Origin of the sequence: Streptomyces sp. NPDC048496 (assembly GCF_043200055.1) — a bacterium.
Taxonomy (GTDB): domain Bacteria; phylum Actinomycetota; class Actinomycetes; order Streptomycetales; family Streptomycetaceae; genus Streptomyces.
In genome coordinates this window covers 15,387-39,682 of the sequence record NZ_JBICXB010000040.1, presented here as the reverse complement: position 1 = coordinate 39,682, position 24,296 = coordinate 15,387, and the positions used below count along the sequence as shown (strand labels likewise).

19 protein-coding genes and 5 pseudogenes are annotated in these 24,296 nt (G+C 70.1%); 15 read left to right on the top strand and 9 right to left on the bottom strand.

Annotated features, from left to right (window positions below; genetic code table 11):
* Nucleotides 1–6: 6 nt before the first annotated feature.
* The 5 genes and pseudogenes from ACGFSA_RS27395 (at nucleotide 7) to ACGFSA_RS27375 (ending at nucleotide 5,088) form a co-directional block, all read left to right on the top strand.
* Nucleotides 7–960 (top strand): carbohydrate ABC transporter permease, encoded by a 954-nt coding sequence (locus ACGFSA_RS27395; RefSeq protein ID WP_393308601.1) that lies wholly within the window; start codon nucleotides 7–9, stop codon nucleotides 958–960.
* Complete coding sequence (locus tag ACGFSA_RS27390) at nucleotides 957–1,802, top strand: carbohydrate ABC transporter permease (RefSeq protein WP_393308599.1); 846 nt, start codon at nucleotides 957–959, stop codon at nucleotides 1,800–1,802. Before ACGFSA_RS27395 ends, ACGFSA_RS27390 begins: the two co-directional genes overlap by 4 nt.
* Before the next feature lie 70 nt (nucleotides 1,803–1,872).
* Nucleotides 1,873–3,675, top strand: a complete 1,803-nt coding sequence (locus ACGFSA_RS27385) for a beta-galactosidase family protein (RefSeq protein ID WP_393308597.1) — start codon at nucleotides 1,873–1,875, stop codon at nucleotides 3,673–3,675.
* Between the two features lie 659 nt (nucleotides 3,676–4,334).
* A pseudogene (locus ACGFSA_RS27380) lies at nucleotides 4,335–4,640 on the top strand (GntR family transcriptional regulator); the annotation flags it as partial.
* A gap of 169 nt (nucleotides 4,641–4,809) precedes the next feature.
* Complete coding sequence (locus ACGFSA_RS27375) at nucleotides 4,810–5,088, top strand: hypothetical protein (protein WP_393308626.1); 279 nt, start codon at nucleotides 4,810–4,812, stop codon at nucleotides 5,086–5,088.
* 6 nt (nucleotides 5,089–5,094) lie between these two features.
* On the opposite strand, the gene ACGFSA_RS27370 is transcribed toward ACGFSA_RS27375, so the two are convergent.
* Nucleotides 5,095–6,789 carry a bifunctional 3'-5' exonuclease/DNA polymerase gene (locus tag ACGFSA_RS27370; protein ID WP_393308595.1) on the bottom strand — a complete coding sequence of 565 codons (1,695 nt, stop codon included), beginning with the start codon at nucleotides 6,787–6,789 and terminating at the stop codon, nucleotides 5,095–5,097.
* A 160-nt stretch (nucleotides 6,790–6,949) separates the two neighbouring features.
* On the opposite strand from ACGFSA_RS27370, the gene ACGFSA_RS27365 reads away from it, so the two are divergent.
* Together ACGFSA_RS27365 and ACGFSA_RS27360 are read left to right on the top strand one after the other, a co-directional pair.
* Complete coding sequence (locus tag ACGFSA_RS27365; protein ID WP_393308593.1) at nucleotides 6,950–8,116, top strand: DUF2786 domain-containing protein; 1,167 nt, start codon at nucleotides 6,950–6,952, stop codon at nucleotides 8,114–8,116.
* Nucleotides 8,117–8,202: 86 nt separating this feature from the next.
* The gene (locus ACGFSA_RS27360; RefSeq protein WP_393308591.1) at nucleotides 8,203–10,335 is read left to right on the top strand and encodes an FUSC family protein; all 2,133 of its coding nucleotides are present in this window, start codon (nucleotides 8,203–8,205) and stop codon (nucleotides 10,333–10,335) included.
* A gap of 22 nt (nucleotides 10,336–10,357) precedes the next feature.
* On the opposite strand, the gene ACGFSA_RS27355 is transcribed toward ACGFSA_RS27360, so the two are convergent.
* Nucleotides 10,358–10,831, bottom strand: coding sequence for a hypothetical protein (locus ACGFSA_RS27355; protein WP_393308589.1), 474 nt, complete (start codon nucleotides 10,829–10,831; stop codon nucleotides 10,358–10,360).
* A 257-nt stretch (nucleotides 10,832–11,088) separates the two neighbouring features.
* Here ACGFSA_RS27355 and ACGFSA_RS27350 point away from each other — a divergent pair, with 257 nt between their 5' ends.
* Nucleotides 11,089–11,331 (top strand): DUF397 domain-containing protein, encoded by a 243-nt coding sequence (locus tag ACGFSA_RS27350; RefSeq protein WP_384364997.1) that lies wholly within the window; start codon nucleotides 11,089–11,091, stop codon nucleotides 11,329–11,331.
* A 60-nt stretch (nucleotides 11,332–11,391) separates the two neighbouring features.
* Here the strand turns inward: ACGFSA_RS27350 and ACGFSA_RS27345 are convergent, their stop codons facing one another.
* Complete coding sequence (locus tag ACGFSA_RS27345; RefSeq protein WP_393308620.1) at nucleotides 11,392–11,895, bottom strand: ATP-binding protein; 504 nt, start codon at nucleotides 11,893–11,895, stop codon at nucleotides 11,392–11,394.
* Between the two features lie 327 nt (nucleotides 11,896–12,222).
* Here ACGFSA_RS27345 and ACGFSA_RS27340 point away from each other — a divergent pair, with 327 nt between their 5' ends.
* From ACGFSA_RS27340 to ACGFSA_RS27320, 5 genes and pseudogenes are all read left to right on the top strand, one after another.
* The gene (locus tag ACGFSA_RS27340; protein WP_393308587.1) at nucleotides 12,223–13,104 is read left to right on the top strand and encodes a helix-turn-helix domain-containing protein; all 882 of its coding nucleotides are present in this window, start codon (nucleotides 12,223–12,225) and stop codon (nucleotides 13,102–13,104) included.
* A 54-nt stretch (nucleotides 13,105–13,158) separates the two neighbouring features.
* A complete protein-coding gene (locus tag ACGFSA_RS27335) occupies nucleotides 13,159–14,616 on the top strand; it encodes an aldehyde dehydrogenase family protein (RefSeq protein ID WP_393308585.1) in 1,458 nt (485 codons plus the stop codon).
* Between the two features lie 103 nt (nucleotides 14,617–14,719).
* Nucleotides 14,720–15,270: pseudogene (locus ACGFSA_RS27330) on the top strand (DinB family protein).
* 17 nt (nucleotides 15,271–15,287) lie between these two features.
* Nucleotides 15,288–15,929 (top strand): PadR family transcriptional regulator, encoded by a 642-nt coding sequence (locus tag ACGFSA_RS27325; protein WP_393308583.1) that lies wholly within the window; start codon nucleotides 15,288–15,290, stop codon nucleotides 15,927–15,929.
* A gap of 177 nt (nucleotides 15,930–16,106) precedes the next feature.
* Nucleotides 16,107–16,442 (top strand): annotated as a pseudogene (locus tag ACGFSA_RS27320) (ATP-binding cassette domain-containing protein); the annotation flags it as partial.
* 50 nt (nucleotides 16,443–16,492) lie between these two features.
* On the opposite strand, the gene ACGFSA_RS27315 reads toward ACGFSA_RS27320, so the two are convergent.
* The 3 genes and pseudogenes from ACGFSA_RS27315 to ACGFSA_RS27305 all read right to left on the bottom strand — a co-directional run bounded on the left by ACGFSA_RS27315 (nucleotide 16,493) and on the right by ACGFSA_RS27305 (nucleotide 19,571).
* Entirely contained in the window at nucleotides 16,493–17,917 is a 1,425-nt protein-coding gene (locus ACGFSA_RS27315) for a glutamate decarboxylase (protein ID WP_393308581.1), read from the bottom strand.
* 127 nt (nucleotides 17,918–18,044) lie between these two features.
* Nucleotides 18,045–18,190, bottom strand: a pseudogene (locus tag ACGFSA_RS27310) (NAD(P)H dehydrogenase); the annotation flags it as partial.
* A gap of 104 nt (nucleotides 18,191–18,294) precedes the next feature.
* Nucleotides 18,295–19,571, bottom strand: a pseudogene (locus ACGFSA_RS27305) (ion channel protein).
* A gap of 156 nt (nucleotides 19,572–19,727) precedes the next feature.
* On the opposite strand from ACGFSA_RS27305, the gene ACGFSA_RS27300 reads away from it, so the two are divergent.
* Nucleotides 19,728–20,486 carry a MerR family transcriptional regulator gene (locus ACGFSA_RS27300; protein WP_393308579.1) on the top strand — a complete coding sequence of 253 codons (759 nt, stop codon included), beginning with the start codon at nucleotides 19,728–19,730 and terminating at the stop codon, nucleotides 20,484–20,486.
* A 55-nt stretch (nucleotides 20,487–20,541) separates the two neighbouring features.
* Here the strand turns inward: ACGFSA_RS27300 and ACGFSA_RS27295 are convergent, their stop codons facing one another.
* On the bottom strand, nucleotides 20,542–20,907 hold the full coding sequence (locus ACGFSA_RS27295) for a YbjQ family protein (protein WP_393308577.1): 366 nt from the start codon (nucleotides 20,905–20,907) through the stop codon (nucleotides 20,542–20,544).
* A 128-nt stretch (nucleotides 20,908–21,035) separates the two neighbouring features.
* On the opposite strand from ACGFSA_RS27295, the gene ACGFSA_RS27290 reads away from it, so the two are divergent.
* Nucleotides 21,036–21,752, top strand: a complete 717-nt coding sequence (locus ACGFSA_RS27290; RefSeq protein ID WP_393308575.1) for a DedA family protein — start codon at nucleotides 21,036–21,038, stop codon at nucleotides 21,750–21,752.
* Nucleotides 21,753–21,807: 55 nt separating this feature from the next.
* Here the strand turns inward: ACGFSA_RS27290 and ACGFSA_RS27285 are convergent, their stop codons facing one another.
* Nucleotides 21,808–23,535 (bottom strand): threonine/serine exporter ThrE family protein, encoded by a 1,728-nt coding sequence (locus ACGFSA_RS27285; RefSeq protein ID WP_393308573.1) that lies wholly within the window; start codon nucleotides 23,533–23,535, stop codon nucleotides 21,808–21,810.
* A gap of 256 nt (nucleotides 23,536–23,791) precedes the next feature.
* A complete protein-coding gene (locus ACGFSA_RS27280; RefSeq protein WP_037691000.1) occupies nucleotides 23,792–24,286 on the bottom strand; it encodes an inorganic diphosphatase in 495 nt (164 codons plus the stop codon).
* Nucleotides 24,287–24,296: the final 10 nt, after the last annotated feature.

Genomic DNA, 24,296 nt, shown 5'->3' with positions numbered 1-24,296 from the left:
AACACTATGAGCACCCAGACAGCATCACCGCCCGCACCGGCGCCTGCGCGCGTGGTGGCAGGGCCGAGCCGCCACCGCCGCCGAACCGCGCTGAACGCCGCCGGGTTCCTGGTTCCGTTCGGCGTCCTGTTCACCGCGATGATGCTCGCGCCGATCGGCTACGCGATCTATCAGAGCTTCTACCAGGTCCAACGCCAGGGCCTGTTCGGCGGTGCGCAGACCAAGCGGTTCGCGGGCTTCGACAACTTCTCCAGCGCCCTCCACGACAGCGACTTCATAGCCTCGCTCGGCCGGGTGGTGCTGCTCGGTGCCTTCCAGGTGCCGGTGATGCTCGGGCTGGCCCTGGTCCTCGCGCTGCTGCTGGACTCGCGTTCGGCCCGATTCAGGAAGACCTTCCGGCTGACCTTCTTCCTGCCCTACGCGCTGCCCGGTGCGATCGCAGCGGTGATGTGGTCGTTCCTGCTGGTCAAGGACCTCTCGCCGTTCACCGGGCCGCTGGCGGCGATCGGCATCCACACCGACTTCTTGTCGGCCGGCTGGATCCCGGTGTCGATCGGCAACATGATCACCTGGGGTTGGACCGGTTACAACATGCTGATCATCTACTCGGCGCTGCAGGCCGTGCCCGGCGACGTGATCGAGGCCGCGACCCTCGACAACTGCACCGGCTGGCGCCTGGCCTGGTACGTCAAGATCCCGATGGTGCGGCCCGCCCTGGTCCTCACGACGGTGTTCTCCATCATCGGCACCGCCCAGCTCTACACCGAGCCGGCCGTGCTCGCCGCCGCGCGGATACCCGGCGCCTCCAACAAGTTCAGTCCGATCATGAACACCACGCTCACCGCCTCCCAGGCGGACCCGAACCTGGCCGCTGCCGAATCGGTTCTGCTGGCCCTCGTGACGCTGGTCCTCTCCTTCGGGTTCCTGAAGTTCACTCAGCGAAGGACGGCCGACGCATGACCACCACTCGCAGCCCACTCACCGAACGCCTGGCCGTCAACGCTCTGCTCGGCCTGATGGCCCTCTACACCCTCATCCCGCTGTGGTGGCTGTTCGTCTCGGCGACCAAGGGCGAGGGATACCTCCATCAGGGCAGCCCGCTGTGGTTCTCGCACTTCGACCTGGGCGGCAACCTCAGCCGCGTCTTCTCCTTCCAGGACGGGGTCTTCTCCTCCTGGCTGGCCAACAGCGCGCTGTACAGCCTGGTCGGCGCGGCGGTCAGCACCCTGCTGTCGGTCATGGCCGGGTTCGCCCTGGCCAAGTACCGGTTCCGCGGCCGCGAGGCGATCTTCAACGTGGTCCTGGCCTCGGTACTGATCCCGGCGCCGATGTTCGCCCTGCCGCTGTTCCTGATGCTGGCCAAGATGCAACTCACCGACACCTACTGGGCCGTCCTGCTCCCCAGCTTCGTCAGCCCCTTCGGCGTCTACCTCTCGCGCATCTACGCGTCGGCGTCCGTCCCCGACGAGCTGCTGGAGGCAGCACGCATCGACGGCGCCGGTGAGCAGCGGACCTTTTTCCGCATCGCGCTGCCGGTCATGGCCCCGGCCCTGGTGACGATCTTCCTGTTCCAGTTCGTCAGCGTCTGGAACAACTACCTGCTGCCCGCGCTCATGATCAACGACGCCTCCAAGCTGCCGGTCACCGTCGGCCTGGTCCAGTGGCGCTCGGAGTTCGCCAACGGTGTCTCCCCGATGCTCCCGATCACCGGGGCGTTCGTCTCGCTGGTCCCGTTGCTCATCGCCTTCGTCGTACTGCAGCGCTTCTGGCGCAGTGGTCTCACCGCAGGCGCCGTCAAGTAACCGCAAACCCCACCGACCCAGGCGGTGCCCGGCGCCGCATAGAAACAACAACGACCGAGAGCAGCAACGCATGAGCACGCGACCCGACCTGACCGTTGACGGCCACCGCTTCCGGCGCGGCGGCCGCGAGCACCGCGTGGTCTCCGCCGCCGTGCACTACTTCCGCATCCACCCCGAACTGTGGCGCGACCGGCTGCAGCGCCTGCAGGCCATGGGCTGCAACACCGTCGAGCTCTACATCGCCTGGAACTTTCACCAGCCCACCCCCGGCCCGGCCCGCTTCGACGGCTGGCACGACGTCGCGGCCTTCATCCGCGAGGCCGACTCGCTCGGCCTCGATGTGATCGCCCGCCCCGGCCCGTACATCTGCGCCGAATGGGACCTGGGCGGGCTGCCGGCCTGGCTGCTCGCCGACGAGTCCCTGCGCCTGCGCACCGCCGACCCCGCCTACCTGGCCGCCGTGGATCAGTGGTTCGACCAGCTGATCCCCGTCCTCGCCGAACTCCAGACCTCGCGCGGCGGCCCGATCGTCGCTGTTCAGGTCGAGAACGAGTACGGCAGCTACGGCAACGACAAGGCCTATCTGGAGCACCTGAAGGACGGCCTCGTCGCGCGGGGCATCGACTGTCTGCTCTTCACGTCCGACGGCCCCGAACCCCGCATGCTCGCCGGCGGCACCCTCCCGGGCGTGCTGGCCACCGCCAACTTCGGCTCACGCCCCGGCGAGGCCTTCGCCACCCTCGCCAAGTTCCAGCCGGACGCCCCACTGGCCTGCATGGAGTTCTGGAACGGCTGGTTCGACCACTACGGCGACCCCCACCACGTCCGGGACACCACCGACGCCGCCGAGGCGCTCGACGGGATCCTCGCCGCCGGTGGATCGGTCAACATCTACATGGGCCACGGCGGTACCAACTTCGGCTGGTGGGCAGGAGCCAACCACACCGGCAAGACCGTCGCCGACCCCGGCTACCTGCCCACGATCACCAGCTACGACTACGATGCGCCGATCGGCGAGGCCGGCGAGCTGACTGAGAAGTTCCACGCCTTCCGCGAGGTCATCGGCCGCTACGTGCCGCTGCCGGACACCGAACTGCCCGCTCAGCCGCCCCGCGTCGACCCCCAGACCATCACCGCCACCCCGGTTGCGGCCCTGCGCGACAGCCTGGACCTTCTCTCCGTCGCGACGCACCGCCCGGCCCCCGAACCGATCGAGAAGCTCGGCCACCACCGCGGCCTCGTCCACTACCGGCACCGCATCACCGGTCCCGGCGGTCGCGCCACGCTGACCGTCGACGGCATCCGGGACCTGGCGCAGGTCTTCCTCGACGGGCACCTGGTCGGCGTGCTCGAACGCGACGCCCCGTCTCCGACCATCGAGCTGTCCGTCCCCGAGGGCGGCGCGGAACTGGAGATCCTTGTCGAGCCCTTCGGCCGGGTCAACTACGGCCCCCACCTGGCCGACCGGAAGGGGCTGGTCGCAGGCGTGCGCCTGGACTACCAGCACCTGTTCGGCTGGGACATCCGCGTGCTCCCCCTCGACGACCTGGCGGCCCTGCCCGCAACCCCTGCCGCCGGGACCGCCGACGGCCCCGTCTTCCACCGCGCCGTCATCGACCTGCCGGAGGCGGCCGACGCATTCCTCGCCGTCCCGGGCAGCCACCGCACCCTGGTCTGGCTCAACGGCTTCCTCCTCGGCCGCCTGCGGACCGAGCAGGGCCCCCAGCGCACCCTCTATGCCCCGGCGCCCCTGTGGCGTGCGGGCGCCAACGAGGTCCTGGTGCTGGACCTCGCCGGGGCCGCCGCACCACTCACCGTGGAACTGCGGGCACAGCCCGACCTCGGGCCGATTGCGCCGGCACCCCAGTACTGACCGAGAGCAGCACCGACGTCCAGTAGGCACGGAGGAGCGGTCGGCATTCCTTCATCGGTTCGGCGAGCCCTCCGGGCCACCACCCGCCATGCAGCATCCGGGCCGCTTCATTCGTGGTGAATTTTTCCGTTTCTTCTCTTGACTACGGACAAATAAGGAGGAAGCTAGCTAATACACCAGGCGACCGGTGAGAGCCACACCGCCGATGGAGACGTCCATCGACCCGAGTGACACCCATCTCGGCAACTGGCTAGGCTCCCGGGAGAGCGACGTATCGACAACGGAGTCGTCGGCGACGACTGACGCTTACGAGTCGATATGGAGCACCGGGAGCCACCGTATGTGCGGTCCCGGTCTGTCCGAGCCGACGAAAAGCTGCGTGACGTCCTGAACCGGCTGGTCAGCTGATCTCCGGCAGTGCGCCAGTGGTCTCATACGTGCTTATGGCCCCATGTTTCGAATCCCGGAGGCGACTCAGGGAAACCCCAGGTCACTCACCGTGACCTGGGTTCTTCCTTGTCCGGACGAGAGGGCATCTGTGCGCGGCGCCCGCCGCCCTCTCGTGCCGCGACCCGTGGTGGATCCCGGATGATCCGTACGGCTCCTTCATGGCCGGCGGCGTCCATGGGCAGCTCCTCTTCGTCCCGCGGAACGAAGCGATGGTGTTCCGCATTGATCGGCGCTGCGGCGTCCCCGCCTACCTGCAGATCATCCGGCAGGTCGAACAGGCCTTGCGCATGGGCGTGTTGGCCGTGGGTGACCGCTTGCCCGCCGCGGCACAGGTGGCCGCGGCCACCAAAGTGAACCCGAACACCACGCTGAAGGCGTACCGGGAACTGGAACGGGCCGGTCTCGTCGAGGTCCGCCAGGGTGCGGGGACGTTCATCACGCACTCCCTGGCCGAGCCCCGGACCAGCCCCGATTCCCCGCTGCGTGCCGGGCTCACGGACTGGATGCGCCGGGCACTGCGGAACCCTCGGGGCCGGCACCGCTGCGCGGGCTCGCCCAGGTTCGGGCCGGAACGGAAACGTTCCTGGTCCGGGCCGCTTTCCCCGTCCGGCCGGCGACCTGTGCGGACGGCTCGCGGAGTAGCCTGGAGAAGTCTCGGCCTGCGCGCGAAGGGGGCCGTCTCTCATGGACAGCTTGATCACCGCGGCGGTCGTCCTGGCGATGATCGCGCTGACGGCGTACGTCATCCATCTGCTCAATTCCCGGCACCGGCACCGGCATCTGCGGGCCGTGCACTACGACCATGGGCTGGCCGGTTTCGGCGGGTTCGGAGGGCCGGGTGCGGGTACAGGGCGCGTCGTTCCGCACGCGGAGACGGTGCAGCCCACGCAGCCGACACAGCCCACGCAGCCCTTGCGGAAGGGCGAGCCCGGGACGGAGGCGGCCGAACGCCCCGAGGGATGAGTTCTGCTACTTGGCGTCGGAGTAGCGTTCCACGATCGCCGTTGTAAAAGGGAAGCGCACCGGCGTCCTGCCGAAGGCGGTCCGCCCCGCCAGGTCACCGGCGGTCCGGATCGCCTTCACGACTGCCTCGGCCTCCTCTTCGGGGCAGTGCACCACCACCTCGTCGTGCTGGAAGAAGACCAGTTCGGCCCGGAGACCGGCGACGGCCAGGGACCGACGCAGTGCGGCCAGCAACAGCAGCGCCCAGTCGGCGGCGCTGCCCTGTACCACGAAGTTGCGGGTGAATCGGCCGCGCGCCCGGGCGTTCGACGAGGCGTAGCCCGGCGTGAACTCGCCCTCTCCGGACGGCTGCTCGTCGCTCTCCTGCGGGATACCGGCCTCGTCGTCGTCCCCGCTCCCGGCCGCCGGCGGACTGGTCCGGCCCAGCCAGGTCCGTACGAGGCGGCCCTCCTCGCCCGCCTTCGCCGCGTCGTCGACATACGCCACGGCAAGCGGGAAGCGCCGTCGCAGCGCCGCGAGGTTCTTCAGGCCGTCGCCCGAGGTCTGGCCGTAGATCGCTCCCAGCAGCGCCAGCTTGGCGTGGTCGCGGTCGCCGTGGAAGGCGCGGTCCGACAGCGCCGTGTAGAGGTCGCCGTCATGGCCCGCGATCTCCATCAGGCCGGGGTCGCGGGAGATCGCGGCCAGAACCCTCGGCTCCATCTGGTCGGTGTCGGCGACGACCAGCCGCCAGCCCTCGTCGGCGACGACCGCCTGCCGTATCACCTTGGGGATCTGCAGCGCCCCGCCGCCGTTGGTGGTCCAGCGGCCGCTGACAGTGCCGCCCGGCTGGTACTCGGGGCGGAACCTGCCGTCCCGCACCCAGTCCTGGAGCCAGCTCCAGCCGTGCGCCGTCCAGATCCGGTACAGCTTCTTGTACTCGATCAGCGGCTCCACGGCCGGATGGTCCAGTTCCTGCAGCTCCCAGCGGCGAGTCGACTTCACCTTGATCCCGGCCTGTGCGAATGCCCTGACCACATCGGCGGGAAGGTCCGGGCGGACCCGACGGCCGAACGCCGTGGACACCTGCTCGGCCAGCTCGGCCAGTCGGCGGGGTTCGCCGCCGCCGGCGTACCGCTCGCCCAGCAGGTCGTGCAGGAGCTCCCGGTGCAGGTCGGCCCGCCAGGGCAGGCCGGCCCGGTTCATCTCGGCGGCGACCAGCATGCCGGCCGACTCGGCGGCCGTCAGCAGACGCATGCGGCCGGGGTGGGTGGTGGCGTCGTGGCGGCGGAGCTGCTCCGCGTACACCTGGAGGAGCGCCTCGAAAGGGATGTCCGTGCCGGACTGCGGCTCGAAGAGGGAGGACTGCGAGCCGGGCTCCGCGGCGCGGGAGGGGGGATCGGGGGGTACGGGGGCGTTACGGAGGCGGGCGTGGGCGGCCGCGGCGGAGCGGGGTTCGCCGAGCCGGCCCTCGTGTGCGAGGAGGAGGGACTCGGCTGCCTCGATGTCGTAGCAGCGGTCGATCCGTACGCCCGCGGCGAGCAGGCGGGGGTAGATCTCGCCGGTCGACCGCCAGACCCAGCGGATGACATCCGGACGGGAACGGACCGCCTCCACGAGGTCGGGTTCGGTCAGGACCGGGGCGGCGGGAAGGCCGTCGGCAGTCAGGGGGGTGAGGCGGGCACCGCCGGTCTCCGTGGTGGCCAGAGCCCAGCGTGCGGTCATGTCTGTGAGTCTGGCAGGTGGGACTGACAGTGGAGTGGGGCAGGCTGGAGGTCATGTCTTCGATCGAACCGCGCGCGGAACCTGCGGACACGACCACCAGAACCCGTCTCCGGGGTAGGGCCAGGCCTGCCCTGCCGCGCCGCCTGCCTACCCTGACCTCATGGATTCGGTGATCGACCAGGCATTCGCGGCAGCCCTCTACTCGGACGGCGACGCCGGTCTCGACACCGGTGCCTCCCTCCTCGCCGCCGATCCGGCCGCCGACGCGGAACTGGTCCGGCGCGGAGAGGAATTCGTCCGCCGTGCCTGGGAGCGTGGCTGGCAGCCCGCCGATGTCGTACGGATCGTCCGCCGCGAACTCGACGAGACCGGGGCCGGGCTCGCCGCAGGGCTGATCACCTCGGAGACCGGCCGGTACGAGCAGCTGCCGCCCCGCTGGCGGTCCCAGCTGGCCGAGCTGCCCGCGCCGCCGCCGCGGAACCGGCCCGACCGGTTCGCGTACGCCTCCGCCCTCCTCGGTCTCTGCCGGCTGCTGCTCCGGCTCCCCTCGATCGAGCCGGTCGGTCCGCCGCCCGGCGCACCGGGCCGCCGGCTCGATCTGCCGCCCGCGCACGACGAACCCCGCATGCTGACCCGGATCCGCGCGCTGCTCGCGAAGGCGGAGGCGACCGGGTTCCCGGAGGAGGCGGAGGCCCTCACCACCAAGGCGCAGGAGCTGATGGCCCGGCACTCCATCGACGAGGCCCTCCTCGCCGCCCGTACGCACAGCAAGGAGGCGCCGGGTGCCTGCCGGATCGGGGTCGATGCCCCGTACGAGACGGCGAAGGCGATCCTGCTCGACGCCGTCGCCTCCGCGAACCGCTGCCGTGCCGTGTGGAACAGCGAGCTCGGCTTCTCGACGGTCGTCGGCTTCGAGCCGGACCTGGAGGCCGTGGAGCTGCTGTACACCTCCCTGCTGGTCCAGGGCACGGCGGCGATGGCGAAGGTCGAGGCGGGCCAGCGGGCCGGCGGGCGCAAGCGGACCAAGACGTTCCGTCAGTCCTTCCTGATGGCGTACGTCCAGCGGCTGGGCGCGCGCCTGGCGTCCGACACCGCCCGGGTGACCGCGGCCTCGGTCTCGGAGGGAGTCGCCGCCGACGGCGATCTGCTGCCGGTCCTGGCGGCGCGGGACGTGGCGGTCACGGACGCCGCGGACCGGATGTTCCCTCGGACGACCAGCACCCGGGTGCGCGGAGTGACGGACGGCGAGGGCTGGGCGCACGGCACGGCCGCCGCCGACCGGGCCCGGATGGGCGAGCGGTGGCCGGGCATCGACGGTTCCCGGTAGCGGGGAGTAGGCGAGCAGGCGGCGCCCCTCCCTCGACCGAATAGCCAGAAAGTCCACATGAGGGGCATTCCGACTAGGCTCGGTCCATGAGCTGGCTCCGGGCGCTGAGAGAGACCGCCCGCTCGGGGCTGACGATCGAGCGGCGGCGCCTCGAACCGCTCGTCGCGGTCCGTGGCGCGGCCGGACTCGCCCTGGTCATCGGGGTCGGCCTCGCCTTCTTCGGGCCGGTGGTCGCCGCCAGTTCCGCGTTCGGTGCGTTCCAGGCGGCCATCGCCACCTTCCAGCGCAGCTGGCGCCCCCGGCCCGTCCTGGCCCTGGTCTCCGGTGCGAGTCTCGCGGTATCGACGTTCCTCGGCTATCTCACCGGCGCCCATCTCCCGCTGTTCATGGTCCTGCTGGTCCTCTGGACGTTCCTGGCCGGGCTGGCCTGGGCGGCCGGGCCGACGGGCGGCATCATCGCCGCGTCCAATGTCGGCATCATGCTGGTCACGATCACCCTCCCCACCTCCGTCGCCCAGGCTTCCGTACACGCTGTGATGATCGCGTTCGGCGGAGTCGTCCAGGCGGCGCTGATCGTCCTGTTTCCCATACGCAGATGGGGCGCCCAGCGCGACGCCCTCGCCGACGCGCTGGCGGCGGAGGCCGACTACGCCCGCAGGCTGCGCCAGGACCCGGTCGCCGCGTTCGACCCGGTCCCGCTGATGACCGCCCGCAGCGCAGCCGCCGTCACCCCGCGCCAGGCCCGTCACCGCCCCGCCGAACTGCATGGCTCCCGCGGCGTCGCCGAACGGATCAGGCCGGTGCTCGCCTCGCTCGCGGACCCGGCGGTGGGCGCCCCCGCCGAAGGTCCGGAGCGCGGCCGGGTCCGCGAACTCCTCGCCGCCGCAGCCTCCGTACTGGACGCCGCGGCCCGCGCCATCCGGCACGGCACCCCGGTGCGCCTTCCCGCCCCCGCGGTCGCCGTCCTGAAGACCCCCGACACCGGGGCGATCCTCACCGGAGCCGCGCGCCGTGCCGCGCGCCGCCTCAGCGCGCTGCTCGCCGATGTCATCGAGACCGCCGAGGGCGACGGGACGAAGGAGGACCGGGCGGAGGCCGATGACGCGGCCGACACGATCGCCCCGCACCGCCGTCGCCCCACCCTGCTGCGGCTGGTCCCCGTCGTCCTGCGGGCGATGCGCGCCGAACTCCGCCCCGGCTCGCCGATCCTGCGGCACGCCGTCCGGGTCACTGCCGTCGTCGCCGTCGGCTATCTCATCGGCGCCGCCCTGCCGTTCGGTCATGGCTACTGGGCGCCGATGGCCGCCGTCATGGTGATGCGGCCCGAGTTCTCCCAGACGTACGCCCGAGCCGCGGGCCGGTTCGGCGGCACGATCGTCGGGGTCGTCGTCGCCACCGCCATCGTCCGGGCCGCCCATCCCGGTGCCGGTCCCGCGGCAGCGCTCGCCGTCGGCTGCGCCCTGCTGATGTACCTGCTGATGCGCACCGGGTACGTGGTCGGCCAGGCGTGCGTCTCCGCGTACGTCGTCTTCCTGCTCGGCATGGCGGGCGACAACTGGTCGCAGACCGTGGCCGAACGCGTCGTCCTCACCCTGGTGGGCGGGCTCCTCGCGATGATCTCGTACGCCGTCTACCCGGCCTGGGAGACCCCTCGGCTGCGCAACCGGCTCGGCGACTGGTTGGCGGCCGGCGGGCGGTACGCCGCCGCGGTCGTCGACCAGCACGCGGATCCGGCGGAGCGCGGCCCCGAGGACGTCCGCGCCGCGCTTCTCGCCTCCCGAGAAGCGCGCGTGGCCTGGCAGGAGGCGGTCGCGAGGGCCCAGCACGAACCCGTGCGCCACCGCGGCCTCTCCCGCACGGCCGCCGAGGACGCCCAGCAGGCCCTCGCCCAGCTGGGCCGGGCCGTGATGCTGATGGAGGCGCACCTGCCGGAGTGCGGCGCCGCTCCCGTCCCCGCCGCCGCGGAACTCGCCGACGAGCTGCGCCGGGCCACCGCGCAGGGCGCGAAGGATGTGCGGGAGCGCCGCACGCCGGGCTGGGACGCGGTCCGTGAGGCGCTGGAGCGGTGGGACGAGGAGGACCGGCGGCGCGGGCGGACATCCGACCCGGTCGTACGGAACGGGGCAGATCTGCTGCTGGAGTCCCTGGAGGAGTTCTCCCGGGCGCTGGACGGCGGCGCGGGCGCCCGGCCCGGGACGAGCGGTGCCGGACGAAGCTGAACGGTCCGGCAGCGCTCCCGCGTCACGGGGTGGGCAGGCCCGGCAGGCCCGTCGGCAGCGCACCCGGCTCCGTCTTGGCCAGCGTGTCCTTGCCGCCGGCGTCCCACTGGACGACGATCGTCCTGCCGTCGTTGGACGCGATGGCTCCCATGGTGCGGGCGGTGTCGCCGTCGGTGCACTTCAGCGCCAGCATCACCTTGCCCATGTCCTTCACCTCGCCCGAGCAGACGTGGCCATCGGCGACGAGCGCGGCCTTGCCGGCGGTGACCGACAGGGCGACGGCCTTGCCGTCGGTCACCGCGGCCCATGTCCCGTCGAGCGCCGCGGCGTCTCCCGCGGAACCGCTGTCGCTGCCGTCGGCGGGTGCCGAGGTGGGCCCGCCGGCCGCGCCCGTGTCCGAGTCACTCTTCCCGCTGTCACTGCCGCAGCCCGTCAGCGCGACCGCGGCGGCCAGACCCGCGACAGCGACGGCGCCGGTTCGTACGAGTGGGTGCACCTGGAATTCCCCCTTGTTGACGAAAGACCGCCCAAAGTTACCAGGGAGTTCCGATCGAGTTTCAGGGCAACTTCTGCTGCCGGGAGCCAAATAGACGCCCCGTTCGTCTGACTCTCCGTGAGAGCGGGCGGGCGAAGGTAAAGCTGTAATCAACAGAACACCCCGCGTGCACGTGCATCTGCTCATGCATCGGCATATGAACACAGCTATGATCCGAACCAGTTGACACTTGCACCTTGCAACTCGGGGAGCGTCCTGTGCACCACGTGTACAACGGCATGGCCGCCACAGAGCTTCGCGGAGTCGTCTGGCAGAAGAGCAGGCACAGCAACTCCCAGGGATCCTGCGTGGAGTTCGCCAAGTTGCCCGACGGGGGTGTGGCGATGCGGAATTCACGCCACCCCGACGGGCCCGCCCTGGTCTATACGCCGGCCGAGATAGAGGCGCTGCTGCTCGGCGTGAAGGACGGGGAGTTCGATCATCTGATAGCGGGCGGCTGACCGCCGTACGGGCGGAAAGCGCAGGCCGTGCGCGCGGAACGCCGCGCCTGGCCGCGTGCGTCAGACGGTGTCGGAGAGCCGGAACAGCGCCCAGACCACCTTGCCGCGCAGCGCCTGCGAGCCCGCGGTCGGATTCTCCGTACCCAGTGCGGGGGACGGGTGCCAGCCCCAGCCGTCACTGAACGACTCGACCAGGAACAGACCGCGGCCCGACTCCGCCGAGTCCGCCGCCTCGGACGCCACCGGACTCGCCTGACTGGGGTCGCGCACCGCGCACACCAGACGTGAGGACCAGTGCATCAGGTGCAGCTTTACCGGAGGCTCCTGAGGGTCCCTCGGGGCGTCATCGGGCAGCGCGTGCCGCAGCGCGTTGGTGACGAGTTCGGAGACGACCAGGGCGACGTCGTCGAAACGGTCGCTCAGCTCCCACCGGGCCAGCGTCGCCTTGGTGAACTGGCGGGCCCCACCGACGGCTTCGTACCGGGCCGGCAGGGTGCAGGTGGCTGATCCGGAGGCGGCTGAGGGGTCGGCGGGGGGAAGCCCCTGCCGTAACGGCCCGAGCATCGTCGATCCATTCGTCCCCATGCGAGGCACTCCCGGGATTCGCGGCTGTAGCGGTACTGCGGTGGTACAGCGGCACAACACGAACGAGCACGCAGGTGCGCGGGGCCCATGGTTCCGAATGCGCTGAGCAGATGCAAGGGCAGATGCACGTGCACGCGCCGGACCTGTCCGACCCCGTGCCGATTCTTGCTCATTTCTTCCTACGGGCAGTTTCATGGCTTTCCGGAAGTCTTCTCATTTCCGTAATCGAATGAGTACGGGCTGAAGCGTTTTGATGGCAGAATCCGCCTCTTGGGGTTCAGGGGGCGCCCCGATGCCCAGGAAGCGATGGGGAGGGTTGGACCGGTGGCGGCAGGCGAGTCGAGTGGATCCGTGGTGCGGCGCATCCTGCTGGGCTCTCAGCTCAGGCGGCTGCGCGACTCGCGCGGCATCACCCGCGAGGCGGCCGGCTACTCCATCCGCGCTTCCGAATCGAAGATCAGCCGCATGGAGTTGGGACGGGTGAGCTTCAAGGCCAGGGACGTCGAGGACCTGCTCACGCTCTACGGGGTCACGGACGAGGCGGAGCGCGACTCGCTCCTCGGCCTGGCCCGCGAGGCCAACGTGGCGGGCTGGTGGCACAGTTACGGAGACGTGTTGCCTGGCTGGTTCCAGACGTATATCGGTCTGGAGGGGGCGGCCTCGCTCATCCGGATCTACGAAGTCCAGTTCATTCACGGCTTGTTGCAGACCGAGGCCTATGCACACGCCGTCGTCTCCCGAGGCATGTCCGGCGCCCCCGCCGCCGAGATCGACCGCCGGGTCGCGCTCCGGCTCGAGCGGCAGAAGGTCCTCGTCTCCGAACGCGCTCCGAGCTTCCATGCCGTGCTGGACGAAGCGGCACTGCGCCGCCCGTACGGCGAACGCGAGGTGATGCGCGCACAATTGCGCCATCTGATCGACATGTCGGAGCAGCCGAACATCACGCTTCAAGTGATGCCCTTCAGTTTTGGCGGGCATGCCGGAGAGAGCGGCTCCTTCACGATGCTGCGATTCCCGGAATCCGACCTGTCGGACATTGTCTATTTGGAGCAGCTGACAAGTGCGCTCTATCTGGACAAGGCCGAGGAAGTCGCCCAGTACGAACGGGCGATGACGCGGCTCCACCACGACAGTCCGGGTCCCGAAGAGAGCCGTGATCTGCTCCGCGGTCTTCTCCAACTGTCCTGATTCATCAGTACGATGACGTATCAACAGGAGTCTGCACCTGCAGTAAGGGATCGCATGTCCTTCTTCAACGAGCTGGCCAACCAGTACATCGACGGTGAGTGGCGGACCGGCACGGGCTCGTGGGACATCATCGATTTCAATCCGTACAACGGGGAAAAGCTCGCCACCATCACCGTCGCCACCGCGCAGGAGGTCGACGAGGCCTATCGTGCCGCCGAGCGCGCCCAGCGGGTCTGGGCCACCACCAACCCGTACGAACGCCGCCTCGTCCTCGAACGCGCCCTGCGTATCACCGAGGAGCGCACCGAGGACATCGTCGGGGCGATCAGCGACGAACTGGGCGGCACCCGGCTCAAGGCGGAGTTCGAGATCCGCTGCGCCAAGGACTTCCTGCGCGAGGCGATCCAGCAGGCGGTGCGCCCCGAGGGGCGGATCCTGCCGTCCCCGCTGGACGGCAAGGAGAACCGCGTCTACCGGCTGCCCGTCGGCGTCATAGGCGTGATCAGCCCGTTCAACTTCCCTTTCCTGGTGACGATGAAGTCGGTCGCACCGGCCCTGGCGCTCGGCAACGCGGTCGTCATCAAGCCCAACCAGAACGCTCCCGTCGTCGGCGGCGGACTGATCGCCAAGATCTTCGAGGACGCCGGGCTGCCCGCCGGACTGCTCAACGTCCTGGTCACCGACATCGCCGAGATCGGCGACGCGCTGATAGCGCACCCCGTGCCCAAGGTGATCTCCTTCGCCGGCTCGGACCGGGTCGGCCGCCATGTCGGTGCGACCGCGGGCGGACTCTTCAAGCGGGCCATCCTCGAACTCAGCGGCAACAGCGCCCTGGTGGTGCTGGACGACGCGGACATCGACTACGCGGTCGACGCGGCCGTCTTCAGTCGCTTCGTCTACCAGGGGCAGGTCTGCATGGCCGCCAACCGCATCCTGGTGGACCGCTCCCTCGCACCCGAGTTCACCGAGAAGTTCACCGCCAAGGTGGCGGCGCTCAGGACCGGCGACCCGCGCGACCCCGAAACCCAGATCGGCCCGGTCATCAACACCTTCCAGGCCGACGCGCTGACCGCGCTGGTCGACCAGGCGGTCGCCGAAGGCGCCACGGCACTCGTACGGGGCCGCACCCGCGGCAATCTCGTCGAGCCGACCGTCCTCACGGGGCTCCCGGACGACTCGCCGCTGCTCACCCAGGAGATCTTCGGCCCGGTGGCGCTGCTGATGACGTTCGACGGCGAGGAGGAGGCCGTACGGATCGCCAATGACACTCCGTACGGGCTGAGCGGCGCCGTGCACACCGGGAACGCCGAGCGCGGGGTGCGGTTCGCGCAGCGCATCGTGACCGGAATGTTCCACGTCAACGACTCCACGATCGCGGACGACCCGTTGGTGGCGTTCGGCGGCGAGAAGTTCTCCGGGACCGGGCGGCTGAACGGCGACGCCACCGTGGAGGCGTTCACCACCCAGAAGTGGATCTCGATCCAGCACGGCCGGACCGAATTCTCGCTCTGATGCCCGCCTGTTGAGGACCAAAGCTGTCCGCGAGGGTCCGTAGCTTGGTCGGTGTCAGGAAGACACCGGGCACAAGCCCGAACGGTTCCGAAGGGCGGACACCATGGTCACTCACGTTCCCGCAGAAGCCCACGACGACGAGCGCGGCGCGCTCCTCTCCTTCGTCGAGGACAACGCGGCGCGATCCGGCGCTCGCTGATCGGGCTGACCGAGGAGCAGGCGGCGAGCCGGCCCAGCGCCAGTGGACTCTCCCTCTCCGGGCTGCTCAAGCATGTCGCCGAGACCGAGCTGAACTGGCTGCGCCTCGCCCAGCAGCGGCCCAACGAGAAGGCCCGCACCGAGGAGACCTGGGGGGACAGCTTCCGGCTCATCGGGGACGGGACCGTCCCGCAGATGCTGGAGTTCTGGGCGAAGGTCGCGGCGGAGACCGAGGGGTTCATCCACTCGGTGGAGAGCATGAACGACACCTTCCCGCTGCCCGAGGCGCCCTGGTTCCCGAAGGACCAGAAGTGCTCGATGCGCTGGCTGCTGGTCCATCTCGTCGAGGAGATCGCCCGGCACGCGGGGCATGCGGACATCATCCGGGAGTCCCTGGACGGCCGTACCGCGTTCGAGTTGATCGCGCAGGAGGCGGGCTACCCTAGTCAAAGTTGAATAGGAAGGGTGAGTGGATGTCCGCGATCCGGCTGCTGGTCCTCGGAGCCGTGCGACAGCACGGCCGGGCACACGGCTATCAGGTCCGCAACGACCTGGAGTACTGGGGCGCCCACGAGTGGTCCAACGCCAAGCCGGGCTCGATCTACCACGCCCTGAAGCAGATGGCGAAGCAAGGGCTGCTGATCGCCCATGAGATCGCCCCGAGCACCGCGGGCGGCCCGCCCCGAACCGAGTACGAGATCACCGAGCGGGGCACCGAGGAGTACCTCGCGCTGCTGCGTGCCGCGCTGACCGTGTACGACCAGAAGATGGATGTGCTGTCGGCGGGCATCGGCTTCATCGTCGACCTGGAGCGGTCCGAGGCGGTCGCGCTGCTGAAGGAGCGGGTGGCGGGGCTGGCGGCCTGGCGGGCCTCGGTCACCGAGTACTACACGCCGGAGGGCGGGCCCGAGTCGCTGGGCCACATCGGCGAGATCATGAACATGTGGGTCCACTCTGCGGACGCCGGGGCCGAGTGGACGCGAGGGCTGATCGCGCGGATCGAGGGCGGCGCGTACACCTTCGCGGGGGAGGGGGATCCGTTCGTCGGCGTACTCGCCGAGGGCGAGGAGAACCCGTACGCGACCGGTGTCCAGGATCCCGGGGACAACGACTAATCAAGTTTGACGAATGAGGGAGCCGCAGTTATCTTCTGCCTCTAGTCAAGTTTGACTAGAGGGCCGCGAGAGGGTGTGGCGATTTTGACCGACGCGATCGTTCTCGAAGATGTGCACAAGAGGTACGGGGGCAAGCGCGCCCTGGACGGCCTCGATCTCAGGGTCGCCCAGGGCACGGTGCATGCCGTGCTCGGCCCCAACGGCGCCGGCAAGACCACGGCCGTACGCATCCTGTCGACGCTGCTGCGGCACGACGAGGGCCGGGTCGAGGTGGCGGGGTTCGACGTCTTCGCCACACCGGAGTCGATGCCGGGCCGGCTGGGCGCGGTCGTCGAATGGAACCCGATGTCGGCGACGGCCACGGCGGTGCGCGACCTGTTCGGCAACCCGGGCGGGGCCGGGGGATCCTGGGCGGCGGAGCATGCCGGACTGCTCGCGGTGGTCTGGCCGGTGGCCCTGATCGCGGTCTTCTTTCCGCTTGCGGTGCGGCGGTTCGGCCGGCTGAGCCACTGACCCGAATCCGATCCCGACCCGGCCGCCCCCGGCGCCGGCTTGCTCCTCGGTCAGTGGTGGAAGGCCGTCGCGACCTCCCGGTCATGACTCAACGGGTGCCGCTGGCTGCGCAGTTCGGGCAGCAGCAGGCGGAGGTCCTCCAGCAGCAGTTCCGCGAGGTCCGAGGTGAAACCGTTGCGGCACACCACCCGGAGCACCGACAGGTCCTGCCGGTTGGCGGGGAAGGTGTACGCGGGCACCAGCCAGCCGTGCTCGCGCAGCCGCCGTGACACGTCGAAGACGTCGTACGCCCGCACATCGGGCGCGGTGGTCAGCGCGAAGACGGGCAACTCGTCGCCCCGGGTGAGGAGGTGGAAGTCACCCAGCTTCTCGATCCGGGCGGCGAGTGCGCTCGCCACATCGCGGGACGCCTGCTGAACGGCCCGGTAGCCCTCCCGCCCCAGCCGCAGGAACGTGTAGTACTGAGCCACCACCTGGGCGCCGGGCCGGGAGAAGTTCAGCGCGAAGGTCGGCATGTCGCCGCCCAGGTAGTTGACCCGGAGGACGAGCTCCTCGGGGAGTTCGGCCGACGAGCGCCACAGCGCCCAGCCGACGCCCGGGTAGACCAGGCCGTACTTGTGCCCGGAGGTGTTGATCGACGACACCCGGGGAAGCCGGAAGTCCCACACCAGGCCCTCGTCCAGGAACGGTGCCACCATCGCCCCGGACGCACCGTCGACATGGACGGGGATGTCGAGCCCGGTGCGCTCCTGCAGCGCGTCCAGGGCGGCGCAGAGTTCGGCGATGGGCTCGTACGAACCGTCGAAGGTGGAGCCCAGGATCCCGACGACACCGATGGTGTTCTCGTCGCAGAGCTCGGCGGCGGCCTGCGGGTCGAGATGGAAGCGTCCGCCCTCCATCGGGACCTGCCGGGCCTCGACCTCCCAGAAGTTGCAGAACTTGTCCCAGCAGACCTGCACGTTGATGCCCATGACCAGATTGGGCCGGGCGGTCGCCGGGTAGCGGTCGGCGTTCCTGGCCGCCCAGCGTCGTTTGAGCGCCAGGCCGGCGAGCATGCAGGCCTCGCTGGAGCCGGTGGTCGAACAGCCCACGGCCGCCGACGGGGCGGGGGCGTTCCACAGGTTGGCGAGCATCGCCACACAGCGTCGTTCCAGCTCGGCGGTGCGCGGGTACTCGTCCTTGTCGATCATGTTCTTGTCCTGGCACTCGCCCATCAGTGAGCCGGCCTCGGGCTCCATCCAGGTGGTGACGAAAGTGGCGAGATTGAGCCGGGAGTTGCCGTCGAGCATCAGCTCGTCATGGACGAGTCCGTACGCGGTGGAGGGCGGCAGCGGGCCGTCGGGCAGCTGATGTCTGGGGGGCGCGGACGTCATGGTCGCGGTCGGGTCCGCCTCCCCGAAAAAGGGGTTGAGGGCGAGCCTGCGGTGCTTCTCGGACGGTGCCCTGCCGTGGTTCGAACCCTGATGGAGAGGCATCGGCGGACAGCCCTTCTCAGCTGGTGGTGGCTCTGACGGTGGTCTGCTCGGTGCTCGGTCAGCGCGCGGCCGCGAGGCCGTCCTTGATGGCACGGGTGAACTTCACGACGCGATCGGCCCGCACCCGGGCGGCGGTCAGCGCCGGCTCGGCGGCCCCGCGCAGCCGGACCTCGGCGCCCGCCTTCTCGGCGCCCTCCGCGATCGCCTCGGTCATGGTGGCCACGGTGCCGGTGGAGGAGCGGTGGATGACGGCGACTCGACGGGCGTGGGCATTGCGCGAACCTCCGTGGGGCAGGGCGAGGCATGACCGTACGAATGCGACGATACGGACAACTGTCGTGACCGGCGCGTCGGACGGGACCGGGAGGGGCCCCGGCTCACCGCAGCGGTGTGCCGTCCGCGCGCAGCTGCATCTGCGGCCGTCCGGTCACCAGCAGCCAGGCCGGCAGGGAGGCGACGCAGAGCAGCGGCAGCACTCCCGAGTCACTGACCAGCACCGCCGCCGTGAACAGGCTCAGCCAGCCCTGCCGGGTGACGGCCAGCAGGACCCCCAGCACCGCGCTCGGCACCGCGAGGGCCAACGGCACCGCGTCGACCAGCGCATGGGCGCACATGCCGAGCGCGACGCCCACGAAGACGGACGGGAAGATCCGCCCGCCCCGGAAGCCACAGGTCGTGGCGATCACCAGGGCGGCCGCCTTCACCACGGCCATGGCGGCGAACTGCCCGGCCGACCAGCCGCTCGGATCGGCGCTGAGCTCCTTCACCTCGTCCAGCCCCTTGAAGAGGGTGAGATGCCCGCCGAGCGCGCCGAGCAGCCCGAGCAGCAGACCGCCGGCGGTCAGCATCAGGACCGGATGCCGCAGCGCGCGGAATGCCCGGTGCGCGTGCGGAACCGCGTACACCGCCGTCAGACCGAGCAGCACCCCCTCCGAGGCGATCACGGTCGACGAGAGCAGATCGGCCCAGTGCGCTCCCGGGTACGGCGGCAGCGACAGGTCGAAACTGGGATGGGCCAGCAGTGTCATGGTGAGCGCCCCGCGGCGCCCGCCGCGAGCGGGGCGAAGAGCCGGTCCCAGAGCGCGCCCGGTTCGCCGCCGCGCGTGGTGAACGACTCGGAGACGATCAGGGCCGCGGCGACCGGGGTGCCGAAGAGGGCGCCGATCGTCCCGGCCGAGGCGAGCGCGATCCAGAGGCCGGCCGTATTGCCCGGGGCGGCCCGGCGGCCCAGCCAGGAGGCGAGTGCGATATTGGCGGCGGTGATCGAGCTCTCGGGCCCCAGGCTGACCCCGCCCGCCAGCGCCAGTACCGTCACGACCAGCAGTCCGGGGATGACGTCCGGAGGCAGGGGTGGATCGACCAGCCCGGTGGTGGTCGGATCGGGGCCTGCGTGGCCGTGCACCGTGCGGACGACCAGCCCGACGGCGAGGCCGGTCGCGGTGAGCATCACGATCATCCACGGCGAGGAGTAGCGGCCGATGGAGAGCGCGTCCGGAAGCGTCTTCCAGAGCACGTTCTGGAGTTGCTCGGCGAGCAGGCTGACGGCGAGCAGGATCAGGGCCGAGGCCGTCCCGACGACCAGGGCGGGCACGATGAGGAGCAGCAGCCGGCGCGCCGGGGTGGTCCGGGCGAGAGCGACGGAGTCGGAGGCCATCGGGTCACCATAGCTACGCAAAAGTCGCATAACTGAGCCATTGCATCGGGGTGTGAGGGCAATTCGGGCTTGCACCTCACGTCACGTCAGGGCTCAGGCTCGGGTCCGTACCGACGCACCGACGTACAGAGCGAAAGCAGAAGGGAGCGGAGAGCCGTGGACTTTTCCGTGGGACAGGTCGCCGGGTTCGCCGGAGTCACGGTGCGCACCCTGCACCACTACGACGGGATCGGACTGCTTTCGCCCGGCGGGCGCAGCCACGCGGGTCACCGGCGTTACAGCGACGCCGACCTCGACCGGCTGCAGCAGATCCTGTTCTACCGGGAACTCGGCTTCCCGCTCGAAGAGATCGCGGTGCTGCTCGACGACCCGGCAGCGGATCCGCGGGACCACCTGCGCCGTCAGCACGCGTTGCTGTCCGGCCGGATCGCCGAACTCCAGAAGATGGCAGCCGCCGTCGAAACAGCCTTGGAGGCACGGAAGATGGGTATCAATCTCACGCCCGAGGAGAAGTTCGAGGTCTTCGGGGCCAAGGACCCGGAGGAGCACGCGGAGGAGGCGGAGCGCCGTTGGGGCTCCACCGCCACGTACGCGGAGTCGCAGCGCCGGGTGGCCCGCTACACCAAGGACGACTGGAAGCGGATGCAGGCCGAGATCGCCGAGTGGAGCGAGGCGTACACCGCGGTGATGGAGGCGGGCGAACCCGCCACCGGGGAGCGGGCGATGGAGCTCGCCGAGGCGCACCGGCTCCACATCTCCACATGGTTCTACGAATGCACGTACGAGATCCATCGTGGGCTCGGCGAGATGTACGTCAGCGACCCGCAGTTCCGCGCCTACTACGAGTCGATCGGGCCCGGCTTGGCCGAACACCTGCGGGATGCGATCAACGCCAATGCGGAGCGCCGGGCGTAACTCCAGGTACGGGGGTCGAGAGCGCCTCGACCCCCGTCGGTGCCCGTCGGGACGGTCAGGCCTTCTCGATGACGGCCGCCGTGCCGTACGCGCAGACCTCCGTGCCCACGTCGGCTGCCTCCGTCACATCGAACCGCATCATCAGCACCGCGTTGGCGCCGCGCGCCTTCGCCTGCTCGACAAGCCGCTCCATGGCCTGATTCCGGGTCTGGACGAGGGTCTTGGTCAGCCCCTTCAGCTCGCCGCCGATCATCGACTTCAGCCCGGCGCCGATCTGGCTGCCGAGGTGACGCGAGCGCACGGTCAGACCGAACACCTCACCGATCACCTGGGTCACCCGGTACCCGGGGACGTCGTTCGTGGTGACGACCAGGACATCGGACTGTGCCGTCTGCCCGCCGCCGAATTCCTCAATGCCCATCGTGTGGCACCTCCTGGGGGGCAGCTTTTCATCCCCGCGCGGCCCACTGGAACCCGGGGCTGTCTCCCGGCGTTGATAGCTTTGGGCGGCCACGCAGCCGCCATCGACCGATCCTGGAGCCCGGACCCTTGAATACGCTTGCGCTCGGACCGAGCTGGCTGGACCCGGACTATCTCATCGGGCAGTTCGGACTGCTCGGTGTGCTGGTCGTCGTCTTCGCCGAGTCCGGGCTGTTGATCGGCTTCTTCCTGCCCGGCGACTCCCTGTTGTTCACCACGGGTCTGCTGGTGACGACGGACAAGCTGCACACCCCGCTGTGGCTGGTCTGCGTCCTGGTGGCGCTGGCGGCGATCATCGGCGACCAGGTGGGCTATCTCTTCGGCCGCAAGGTCGGGCCCTCGCTCTTCAAGCGCCCCGACTCCCGCCTCTTCAAGCAGGAGAACGTCGAGAAGGCCCACGAGTTCTTCGAGAAGTACGGGCCGAAGTCGCTGATCCTGGCCCGCTTCGTGCCTGTCGTGCGTACATTCACGCCGATCATCGCCGGTGTGAGCCGGATGAACTACCGCTCGTTCATCACGTTCAACATCATCGGCGGCGTGCTCTGGGGCGTCGGGGTCACCCTGCTCGGTGCCGGGCTCGGGCAGATCGAGCTCGTCCGCAAGAACATCGAGGCGATGCTCATCCTGATCGTGCTGATCTCGGTGGTGCCGATCGCTGTCGAGTTCCTGCGCGCCCGCAGCAAGTCGAAGAAGGAAGCAGCCGCCGGGGGCGGCGAGGGCCACGGCCCGATCGTCGGTGGTGGAGCCCCGTCCACCGGCCAGCGCGGCCGCCACGCCAAGCGCTGACCGCTTACGGCCTCCCCCAGGACAGGGAGGCCATAAGGGCTGTCCCGTACCCGGGTCAGAAGCCGCGCGTCCGCTTGGCCGCGCGGCGGTTCGCCCCGCCGACCGCTCCGGGCACCCGCATGAACAGCCGGGAGATCTCGCTTCCCAGATTCACCCCGATCGCGATGGCCAGCGCCGTCGCCACCGCGGTCGACAGTGAGGCGAGCCCCCGGACCAGATCGTTCTGCGCGACACCCAGCAGACCGAAGTACGTCGCCGAGCCTGGCAGCAGCGGACCGATCGCGGCCGTGATGAACGGCAGCGACGAGGTGTACCGGTACCGCGAGAGCAGCTGCCCGAACAGCCCCACCAGCCCGGCGGCCACCGCCGTGGCCGCCACCGGCGAGATACCCCCGGTCCGGGCCATCGCCCCGTAGATCACCCACGCCACACCGCCGTTCAGGGTCACCGCGAGCACCGTGGACCGCTCCTGCTGCAACAGGATCGCGAAGGCGAAACAGAGGGCCATCGACGCCAGGATCTGCACCACCGGCCGGTCGTGGGCCACGAACCGCGTCTCCGGATTGAGCTGGGCGCCCAGCTGCACTCCCAGATACAGGACCAGCAGCACCCCGGTGACGATGCCGATGAAGAGGTACATGACTTCGAGGAGCCGGGCCGCCGCGGTGATGTAGAAGCCGGTCAGGCCGTCCTGGACGCCCGCCACCAGGGCTCGCCCCGGCAGCAGCGCGAACAGCCCACCGGTGATGACGGCGGACGGCCGGATGTCCGTCGAGTGGGTGAGGGTCAGCGCGACCCCCATCGCGGCCGGGGGCATCGCCGCCACCACGAACTGGTAGAACTCCGGCAGGCCGCGCCCGGCGCAGAGCCAGGCGAGCCGGTCGCCGAGCATCGCGCCGACCGCCGCCGCCACAAAGACCAGTGCGTTGCCGCCGACCAGCACCGATGCCGCCCCCGCCAGCCCGCCGGCGGCCAGCGTCAGCACCCAGCCGGGGTACGGATGCCGGTTGCGGCGGATCTCGGCGAGCCGCCGGTACGCCTCCTCCAGGGAGACCTCGACTTCCTCGTGGGTGATGTCGTCGATGAGCCGGAAGACCGCGGCCAGCCGGGTGTAGTCGGTGCCGCGGCGGCGTACGGTACGGCTCGCCGTCACCGGGTCGTCGACCAGCGACGGCTGGTGCGAGATCGACAGCAGGGTGAAGGTGACCGTCGGCTCGCACCGGTCGAGACCGTAACTGCGGGTCACCGCGAACATCGCGGCCTCGACGTCCTCCGCGCCCTCACCACCCGCGAGCAGCAACTCCCCGATACGCAGCGTCAGGTCGAGCACGCGCGGCACCGCGGGTCCCGTCTCGTCGGGCTTCTGCGCCGGCTCGGGCGCCGGCCGCTCGGCGACCGGCATCCGCAGCATCGTGCGCATCCGGTCCTGCCAAGGAGCTTCCTTGGTCAGCCGGATCATCGGCATGCCGTGCGCGGGAGTGAAGGCGGGCGGCGACTGGCTGGCGCTGTACGTGCTCGGCGGGGCGAAGGCCGAACCGATCGTGTCCGAGCCCGAACCCGAGCCGGAATCCGGTCGGGAGCCGGAAGCGGAACCCGGTCCCGGGCCGGATCCGGACGCCTGCGGTTCGGTCGTCAGACCGGCCGGGAGGGCGAACTCCGAGGTGGGGTGGTCGTCCTCGGGCGGCACTGCGGGGCGCCCCACCCCGGCCGGCGGGACAAAGGCGCTGCGCGCCTCGTCGGACTGGGGCTTCTGATCCTCGGGACCGCCCGGTTCCGCCACCACTGGACCTCGCTCATTCTTGGCTGCGCGTCTTGGGTTGCGCTCCTGCCCCAGTATGGGCACGGTCATGGGCGCACATGCGAAACGGGCGGCACACCGGTGAGGGGTGTACCGCCCGTTCCTTGCGCCGAACTCTTTACGGAACCGCAGCGGGAACCGTAACGGCCTGCCCCACGACAGGGAGTGGGGTCCCTACCGTGCGAGAAGCCGTAAGCGGAACCGGGATCACGCCTGTGCGGCGGTCACGGACACCGCAGTGTCAGTGCTTGCCGCCCTGCGCCTCGAGGCGCTTGTAGGAGGCCTCGATCTCGGCCTCGGCCTCGGCGCGGCCGACCCAGTCGGCACCCTCGACGGACTTGCCGGGCTCCAGGTCCTTGTAGACCTCGAAGAAGTGCTGGATCTCCAGGCGGTCGAACTCCGACACGTGGTGGATGTCGCGCAGGTGCTCCACCCGCGGGTCGGAGGCCGGGACGCACAGCAGCTTGTCGTCGCCGCCGGCCTCGTCCGTCATGCGGAACATGCCGATGGCGCGGCACTTGATGAGGCAGCCGGGGAAGGTCGGCTCGTCCAGGATGACCAGCGCGTCCAGCGGGTCGCCGTCCTCGCCGAGGGTGTTCTCGACGAAGCCGTAGTCCGCCGGGTAGCTGGTCGAGGTGAAGAGTCGACGGTCCAGGCGGATCCGACCGGTCTCGTGGTCCACCTCGTACTTGTTCCGCGAACCCTTCGGGATCTCGATGGTGACGTCGAACTCCACGGGTGGCTCC